At 73.0% G+C, this 7,974-nt stretch carries 8 protein-coding genes and 1 pseudogene; 6 read left to right on the plus strand and 3 right to left on the minus strand.

What is annotated here, in order from left to right; genetic code table 11:
• Positions 1–597, plus strand: coding sequence for a GNAT family N-acetyltransferase (locus tag VKK44_RS30865; protein ID WP_343444717.1), 597 nt, complete (start codon positions 1–3; stop codon positions 595–597).
• Here the strand turns inward: VKK44_RS30865 and VKK44_RS30870 are convergent.
• Positions 564–1,109, minus strand: a complete 546-nt coding sequence (locus tag VKK44_RS30870; protein WP_343444718.1) for a CGNR zinc finger domain-containing protein — start codon at positions 1,107–1,109, stop codon at positions 564–566. The two genes, VKK44_RS30865 and VKK44_RS30870, sit on opposite strands and share 34 nt — an antisense overlap.
• Positions 1,110–1,181: 72 nt before the next feature.
• Between VKK44_RS30870 and VKK44_RS30875 the strand changes: the two genes are divergently transcribed.
• The 3 genes from VKK44_RS30875 (at position 1,182) to VKK44_RS30885 (ending at position 4,119) form a co-directional block, all read left to right on the plus strand.
• Positions 1,182–2,144 (plus strand): EamA family transporter, encoded by a 963-nt coding sequence (locus VKK44_RS30875; protein ID WP_343444719.1) that lies wholly within the window; start codon positions 1,182–1,184, stop codon positions 2,142–2,144.
• Entirely contained in the window at positions 2,134–2,337 is a 204-nt protein-coding gene (locus VKK44_RS30880; protein ID WP_343444720.1) for a hypothetical protein, read from the plus strand. Before VKK44_RS30875 ends, VKK44_RS30880 begins: the two co-directional genes overlap by 11 nt.
• Positions 2,338–2,427: 90 nt before the next feature.
• Complete coding sequence (locus tag VKK44_RS30885) at positions 2,428–4,119, plus strand: S8 family serine peptidase (RefSeq protein ID WP_343444721.1); 1,692 nt, start codon at positions 2,428–2,430, stop codon at positions 4,117–4,119.
• A 104-nt stretch (positions 4,120–4,223) separates the two neighbouring features.
• On the opposite strand, the gene VKK44_RS30890 is transcribed toward VKK44_RS30885, so the two are convergent.
• Positions 4,224–4,787 carry an endonuclease domain-containing protein gene (locus tag VKK44_RS30890; protein ID WP_343444723.1) on the minus strand — a complete coding sequence of 188 codons (564 nt, stop codon included), beginning with the start codon at positions 4,785–4,787 and terminating at the stop codon, positions 4,224–4,226.
• Positions 4,788–5,606: 819 nt separating this feature from the next.
• Complete coding sequence (locus VKK44_RS30895) at positions 5,607–6,254, minus strand: IclR family transcriptional regulator (protein WP_343444724.1); 648 nt, start codon at positions 6,252–6,254, stop codon at positions 5,607–5,609.
• 63 nt (positions 6,255–6,317) lie between these two features.
• Between VKK44_RS30895 and cysS the strand changes: the two genes are divergently transcribed.
• Positions 6,318–7,733, plus strand: coding sequence for a cysteine--tRNA ligase (gene cysS, locus VKK44_RS30900; RefSeq protein ID WP_343444726.1), 1,416 nt, complete (start codon positions 6,318–6,320; stop codon positions 7,731–7,733).
• A gap of 32 nt (positions 7,734–7,765) precedes the next feature.
• Positions 7,766–7,974: pseudogene (locus VKK44_RS30905) on the plus strand (23S rRNA (guanosine(2251)-2'-O)-methyltransferase RlmB); the annotation flags it as partial.

The following is a 7,974-nucleotide window of genomic DNA, read 5'->3' on the forward strand; positions in this document are numbered from 1 at the left end:
GTGCCTGACGACGACGGGGTGTTGCGGGAGACCGGGCGGCTGACGCTGCGCCGGTTCACCATGGCCGACGTGGACCGGCTGGTCGCGCTGGACGCCGACCCGGAGGTGATGCGGTTCCTCACCAACGGCGTGCCGACGCCGGCCGCGACCATCCGCGACGAGGTGCTGCCCCGGCTGCTGGCCGAGTACGGCCGGCATCCCGGGCTGGGGCGCTGGGCCGCGCTCGACCGGTTGAGCGGGGAGTTCCTCGGCTGGCTGGCGCTCGATCCGTCCGACGACGGCGTCGAGGCGGAGCTGGGCTACCGGCTGCGCCGGGCGGCGTGGGGGCACGGGCTGGCCACCGAGGGCGCGCGGGCGCTGGTGCGGCACGCGTTCGACACGGTCGGCGTGCGGCGGGTGTGGGCGCAGACGATGGCGGTCAACGACCGGTCCCGCGCGGTGATGACCCGCGCCGGGTTGCGCTACACCCGCACGTTCCACCCCGTCTTCGACGACCCGATCCCGGGTACGGAGCACGGCGAGGTGGAGTACGAGCTGCGCCGGGCGGACTGGCCGGCGATCCGTCAGGAGTGGGACGCCGCCCTGCGGGCCCGGTAGGCGCTGACCGCGGCCCGGTTGCCGCAGCCGGCGTCGCAGAACCGGCGGGACCGGTTCTTCGACAGGTCGACCAGCACGTTGTCGCAGTCGGGGTGGTCGCAGCGGCGCAGCCGGCTCAGCTCACCGGACCGGACCAGGTCGGCCACGGCCATCGCGGCCTCGACCGCCATCCGCGTGGCCAGCGGCGCGTCGCGGGGCACGGCGTGCAGATGGTACGGCTCGTCGTCGTGCCGGATGAGTTGCGGCAGGGCGTGCGACTCGCGGAGCAGCCCGTTGACGATCTCCACCACCTCGTCGGTGTCGGCGTACCAGATCCGGCGCAGCCGGGGCCGCAGCGTGCGGACCTGGCGGAGTTCCGCGTCGGTGTGCTCGTGCCGGCCGCTCCACCCGTACGCGGTGAAGAACCCGTCGAGCGCGGCGACGTCCGGCAGGTCCTCCCGGTCGGGGCCGGCGGTGTTCACCAACGCGGCGGCGGCCACCAACCCGCACTCGGTGTCATGGGCGAAAAGCAACTTGACTCCTGTCGGAGGCTACCCCTAGCGTCATCAGCGTACCGCTTCTTCACCCATGACCAGGAGACGTCGATGCGTGAACGGTCCGGCACCGGGCTCGGCTTGGCTCTGCTCTCCGCGCTCACGTTCGCCACCTCGGGCACGTTCGCCCGGCCGCTGATCACCGGTGAGTGGTCGGCGGTCGCCGTGGTGATCGCCCGGGTCGGCATCGCCGCGCTGGTGCTGGCCGTGCCCGCCCTGCTGGTGCTGCGCGGTCGTTGGCCGGTGCTGCGCCGCAACGCGCTCACCGTGGTGCTGTTCGGGCTGCTCGGGGTGGCCCTGGCCCAGGCGTGCTTCTTCAACGCGGTGCGGTACCTGCCGGTCGGCGTGGCGCTGCTGCTGGAATACCTCGGCATCGTGCTGGTGGTCGGCTGGATGTGGCTGGTCCACGGCCAGCGTCCCCGGGTGCTGACCGTGGCCGGTTCGCTCACCGCGCTGGCCGGGTTGGTGTTCGTCCTCGACCTCACCGGCGCCGGCCGCCTCGACCCGGTGGGCGTGCTCTGGGGGCTCGGCGCCGGCGTGGGGCTGGCCGGCTACTACGTCATCGCCGGCCGCGTCGACGCCCAACTGCCCTCGGTGGTGATGGCCAGCGGCGGCATGGCCGTCGGCGCCGTGGTCCTGCTCCTGGTCGGCGCGCTGGGCGTGCTCCCGCTGGCCGCCGGCACCGCCGACGTCAGCTTCGCCGGGCACCGGGTGAGCTGGCTGGCGCCGATCCTCGGGCTGTCGCTGATCGCCGCCGTGGTCGCGTACCTGTCCGGTGTCGCCGGGGCGCGGCTGCTCGGCGCCCGGCTCTCCTCCTTCGTGGGGCTGACCGAGGTGATGTTCGCGGTGCTGATCGCCTGGTTGGTGCTGAACGAGCTGCCGACCGCGATCCAACTGGTCGGCGGCGCGCTCATCGTCGCTGGCGTCGCGCTGGTCCGGGTGGACGAGCTGCGGGCCGCCCCCGGGGAGGCGTCGCCGGCCCCGGCCGAGTCGGCGCTGGTCGGTGAGCGGTGACCGCACCCGTACCGCGGTCGTCCTCGACGCCGACGAGACCCTGATCGACCTGCGCCCCGCGCCGGCGTCCTTCGCCGCCGTGGTGGCGACCGCCGGGCTGCCCCGGCCACCCGGCCTCGAACCCGACGCCGAGGTGTCCACGTGGGCCGAACTGCCCGGGGTGCTCACCGCGTTGACGAGCGCGAATGCCTGATTGCGGCCTATTCCGGGCGCGCACCTGGCGAAACCTGCTCCCGTGATGTGGGATGACAGCCACGTCCCTCAACGAGAGGATCTGAATGTGGTGAGCAAGCGCTTCACCGCCGGTGCGGTCGCGGTCGCGGCCTCGCTGGCACTCACGGTGACCGGTCTGGGAGTTCCGGCGACGGCCGCGCCGTCCAGCACCCGCACCTTCACCGTGCTGGCGGAGAGCGGCGTCTCCAACGACGCCGCGATCGCCGCGATCAAGGCGGCCGGCGGCACGGTCGTCTCCCGCACCGACGACGTCGGCCTGTTCCAGGTGACCAGCGAGCGGGCGGACTTCGCCAGCCGGGCCACCGCCGCCGGCGCGCTGGTCGGCGCGGCCGAGGAGAAGGCGATCGGCCGGAAGCCGAAGCTCGACCGGGTCGAGCAGGAACACCTGACGGCCGCCGTCGCGAGCAAGGGCCGGGCCGCCAACGGCAACGCCAAGAAGATGGACCCGCTCGACGACAAGCTCTGGGGTCTGGACATGATCCGGGCCGACCAGGCCCGCAAGATCGAGCCGGGTGACCGGCGGGTCACCGTCGGCGTCCTGGACACCGGCGTCGACGCCAGCCAGCCCGACCTGGCCCCGAACTTCAACTGGGCGCTGTCCCGCAACTTCGCGCCCGACATCCCCGACGTCGACGGCCCGTGCGAGGTGGCGAGCTGCCTCGACCCGGTCGGTACCGACGACGGCGGCCACGGCACCCACGTGGCCGGCACGATCGGCGCCGCCGCCAACGGCTTCGGCCTCTCCGGCGTGGCCCCGAAGATCTCCCTGGTCGAGCTGAAGGGTGGCCAGGACAGCGGCTACTTCTTCCTCAACCCGGTGGTCAACGCGCTGGTGCACGCCGGCCGTTCCGGACTCGACGTGGTCAACATGTCGTTCTACGTCGACCCGTGGCTCTACAACTGCACCGCCAACCCGGCCGACACCCCGGAGCAGCAGGCCGAGCAGCGGACCATCATCGAGGCCATGAAGCGGGCCCTGACCTTCGCCCACCGCAAGGGCGTCACGCTGGTCGGCGCGCTGGGCAACAACAACGAGGACCTGGGCGACCCCCGCGTCGACGAGAGCAGCCCGGACTACGGCGACACCCCGCCGTACCCGCGGCCGATCGACAACGCGAGCTGCTGGGACCTGCCCACCGAGGGCCCGCACGTGATCAGCGTGTCGTCCGTCGGCCCGTCCGGCAAGAAGGCCGACTACTCGAACTACGGCACCGAGCAGACCTCGGTGGCGGCCCCGGGTGGCTGGTTCCGCGACGGCTTCGGCACCGACACGTACCGCACCGACGCCAACATGATCCTCTCCACGTACCCGAAGAAGGTGCTCCAGGAGGAGGGGTCGGTCGACGAGAACGGCAACATCGTGGCCGGCTTCGAGGACTCGGTGTTCAAGCAGTGCACGGCCAAGGGTGAGTGTGGTTACTACACCTACCTCCAGGGCACGTCGATGGCGTCCCCGCACGCCGCCGGCGTGGCCGCGCTGATCGTCAGCCGGTACGGCAAGACGCAGGGCCGCGACGGCTACGGCATGGCGCCGGACCAGGTCGAGCAGCACCTCTACCGGACGGCGGCCGAGCACGCCTGCCCGGAGCCGCGGCTCCAGACCTACACCAACGAGGGCCGGGACGAGACGTACAACGCGTACTGCGCGGGTTCGTTGAACTTCAACGGCTTCTACGGCTACGGCGTCGTCGACGCCTACGCCGCGGTGAAGACGCCGCTGAAGCCCAACGCGCGGCCGTAACGACATTCGCGGTTCCGAGAAGCCCGGGCGACGCACGTCGCCCGGGCTTCTCCGTGTCGACGAGTCGGCGGCGTGGTGCAACCGGCACCGGCCGGTGCGGCTCGTCACGGTCGCCAGCCCCGAGCCACCAAGGCGGCGCGGATCTCGCGGACCAGGACTGGGAACTCCCTGCCCAGGCGCCGGCTGGTCGCGTGCAGCACCAGCCAACCCGCCTCGACGAGTTGATTGAGCCGGCACCGGTCGAGGTGCATCCGATCCGGATCGGCGTGCCACTGACCGTCGTAATCGACGGCGACCCGGAACTCCGGCCACGCCAGGTCGGGATGGAGAACGAGGCCGGTCGACACGCGTACCGGATGTTGGGCCGCGGGACGCGGCAGGCCGGCGAACATCAGCCGCACCCGCAGATGGGACTCGGGTGGCGACTGGGCGCAGCCGTCGGTCAGGCCGAAAACCCACGACGCCCGGCGGCCACCCGGACGGTCGGCGTTCCGGGCCGCCTCGGCGGCCAGTCCGGACCGGCTGACCACCCCGATGCGCAGGAGCCCGTCGAGGATGCCGACGGCCCGTACGGGGTCGGTCCAGACCGCCGTCTCCCAGGCGCAGACGGTGGGCGCGGTGCGTGGCGGTGGCCCGGTCAGGTCCGGCCCTCCGGCACGTTCCGACACGACACCACGGCCGGGTGGCACGGCTAGCTCCGCCGGCCTGGTGAGGTGCGGTGGTGCGGTCCGGCCCGCCGGCCGGGTGGGGTGTGGTGGGCGATCTCCGCCCCCCGGTCGGCGATCTCTGCCTCCCGGTGGGAGGTCGGGACCTCCCCGGGTGCCGCCGGCCGAGACCAACAGGCCGCCGCGGGTGTAGGCCGTGGGGGCATGGTGCACCCGCATGCCTGGCTGCGAATCGACCCGGACCATGGCCGGTAGGAGGACGTGCACGTCGTCGGTGAAGCCGGCGGCATGTTCGACACCGTGCAGGTAGGCCGCCGACGGGCCGGCGATCAGTGTGCCGGGCGGCATGCGGAGCAGGACAGCTCGGCAGGCCAACCCGTGGTCGCGATCGAGCCGGGCATCGGCATAGACGTCCTGCCGGAGTCGGACCCAGGACGCGCCTCGAAGATGGTGGCGGGACAGCAGCCCGTTCCGGACCGCGTCCGAGCCTCGGAAAACCTGCCAGACCAACTGCGGCGGTCGATGCGGATGAGGTGGCATATGACCAGCGTGACGACCGGCCGGCGCGGTTCAACACCCCTGTGGACAGTCGCAGCCGGCCGTACCCGCCGTGCCTGTGGACAACTCCCCGCTCTGCCCGTAGGTGTGCTATGCCGACGCGCCCATTGCCGCCTCATCGTCGCCGAGCCACCTCGCCGAGGTTGCAACGGGGATGATCGGCTCCGCTTCGCCGAGGTGGCGGTACCCGTACGCGTGCGATGGCACCACTTCGGCGAACTGGCGCCGGGTGTCCGGCGGTGAGCAGGGAGGGCGACGGGTCGGTCACGAGAGCGCGGCGGCGACCGCCTCGGCGGCGGCGGTGACCTGGGCGCCGACCTCGGTCACGTCGAGCGGGGTCAGCGAGACGACGCCGACGCTGCCCTCCAACCCGGGCACACCGAGCACCGGCGCCGCCACCCCGTACGCCCCGGACTGGAGCTCGCCGCTGGTGCTCACCGGGCCGGCCTCGCCGGCCCGCCCGGCCAGCACCGCCCGCCCGGCCGCGCCCCGCTCCAGCGGATGCCGGGAGCCGGTCCGGTACGCCACGTGGAACGCCGTCCAGCTCGGCTCGACCACGGCCAGCGCGACCCCCTCGCCGCCCTCCACCACGGTCAGGTGGGCGGTCGCCCCGGTCCGCTCGGCGAGCCCGCGCAGCGCCGGCAGCGCGCCCTCGGCGAGCAGCGGCTGCGCGCGGCGGGCCAGGTGCAGCACGCCCACGCCGAGCCGGAGCCGGCCCTCGCCGTCGCGCCGCAGCATGCCGTGCCCGGTCAACGCGCCGACCAGCCGGTAGACGGCCGCCCGGCCGATGCCGAGCCGGTGCGCGGCCTCGGTCACGGTCAGCCCGCCCGGCGCGTCCGCGACGAGGTGCAGCAGGCGCAGACCCCGGTCCAGGGTCTGCGCGGTCTCTCCCGGGCGTGCCGCCGTGTCCACAGCACGCAGCGTACGACCCGGCTCGGGCCAACCCGGAAATGTGCGGAGGGCTACCCTTGTGAGGTGACGCTACGCCTGTATGACACCGCCACCCGATCGGTGCGGGACTTCGTCCCGCGGGAAGCCGGCAAGGTGGGGGTCTACCTGTGTGGTCTCACGCTCCAGGCCCCCCCGCACATCGGCCACCTTCGTTCCGGCGTCAACTACGACGTGCTGCGTCGCTGGCTGGTCGGCAACGGGTTCGAGGTCACCTTCATCCGCAACCTGACCGACATCGACGACAAGGTGCTGGCGAAGGCCATCGAGCAGGGCCGGCCGTTCTGGTCGATCGCGTACGCCAACGAGCAGATCCTGACCGCCTCCTACCGGGCGTTGAACGTGCTCCCGCCGACCTACGAGCCGCGGGCCACCGGTCACATCCCGGAGATGCACGAGTTGATCGCCCGCCTGATCGAGACCGGGCACGCCTACCCGGCCACCGACGGCTCCGGCGACGTCTACTTCGACGTGGCGTCCTGGCCGGCGTACGGCTCGCTGTCCGGGCAGTCCCCGGCCGACATGCAGCCCGCCGGCGACGCCCCCGACCGGGGCAAGCGCGACCCGCGTGACTTCGCGCTCTGGAAGGGCGTCAAGCCGGGCGAACCGGGCGACGCCGCCTGGTCCTCGCCGTGGGGTCGCGGCCGGCCCGGCTGGCACATCGAGTGCTCGGCGATGTGCTGGCGCTACCTGGGCGCCGAGTTCGACATCCACGGCGGCGGGCTCGACCTGACGTTCCCGCACCACGAGAACGAGATCGCCCAGTCGCAGGCCGCCGACCTGCCGTTCGCCCGCTACTGGGTGCACCACGGCCTGCTCGGCATCGGCGGCACCAAGATGGGCAAGTCGCTCGGCAACACGCTCGACCTCGACTACGTGGCCTCGCTCGGGGTGCGCCCGGTGGAGCTGCGCTACTACTACGCCGCCGCGCACTACCGCTCCCGCATCGACTACTCCGAGGACGCGCTGCGCGAGGCCGCTGTCGCGTACCGGAGGGTCGAGGGCTTCGTGCAGCGGGCGGCCGAGCGGGTCGGCGTGGGCCGACCCGGGGAACTGCCGGCCGGGTTCGTGGCGGCGATGGACGACGACCTCAACACCTCGGCAGCGCTCGCCGTGCTGCACGAGGTCGTCCGGGACGGCAACACGGCGCTGAGCGGCGGCGACGATGTGACCGTCCGCACGACGCTCGCCGCGGCGCGGGCGATGCTGGATATCCTCGGCGTCGACCCCCTGGATCCGGCCTGGACCGGTGGCGACCGCACGGACGACCTGCGCGGCGTGGTGGACTCGCTGGTCGCGCTGGCCCTGGAACAGCGCGCCCAGGCCCGGGGCCGCAAGGACTGGGCCGCCGCCGACGCCGTACGCGACCAGCTCAAGCAGGCCGGCGTGGTCGTCGAGGATACCCCCCAGGGCCCGCGTTGGACTATTGGAGAGCAGGACTGATGGCCGGCAACTCGCAGCGCCGTGGCCGGCGACTGACGCCGAAGGCGGGCGCCCCCAAGGGCACCGGTGGCAAGAACAAGGACTCCCTCGCCGGCCGGGGTCGCACCCTGCCGGCCGACGAGCGCCCCTGGCACAAGGCCTACTCGGGCACCGAGAAGCTGCCCCAGCGCACCGCCTGGAAGCAGGACAAGGAGCGCCGCGCCGCCGCCGAGGAGGGCCGGGCGCCCAAGATCGGCCAGCC

This window comes from Micromonospora sp. DSM 45708 (genome assembly GCF_039566955.1).
Taxonomy (GTDB): Bacteria; Actinomycetota; Actinomycetes; order Mycobacteriales; family Micromonosporaceae; genus Micromonospora.

Bases quoted from the DNA above. Each gene is read 5' to 3' on its own strand.
- VKK44_RS30875 (WP_343444719.1), top strand. From the start codon at position 1,182: ATGCGTGAACGGTCCGGCACCGGGCTCGGCTTGGCTCTGCTCTCCGCG.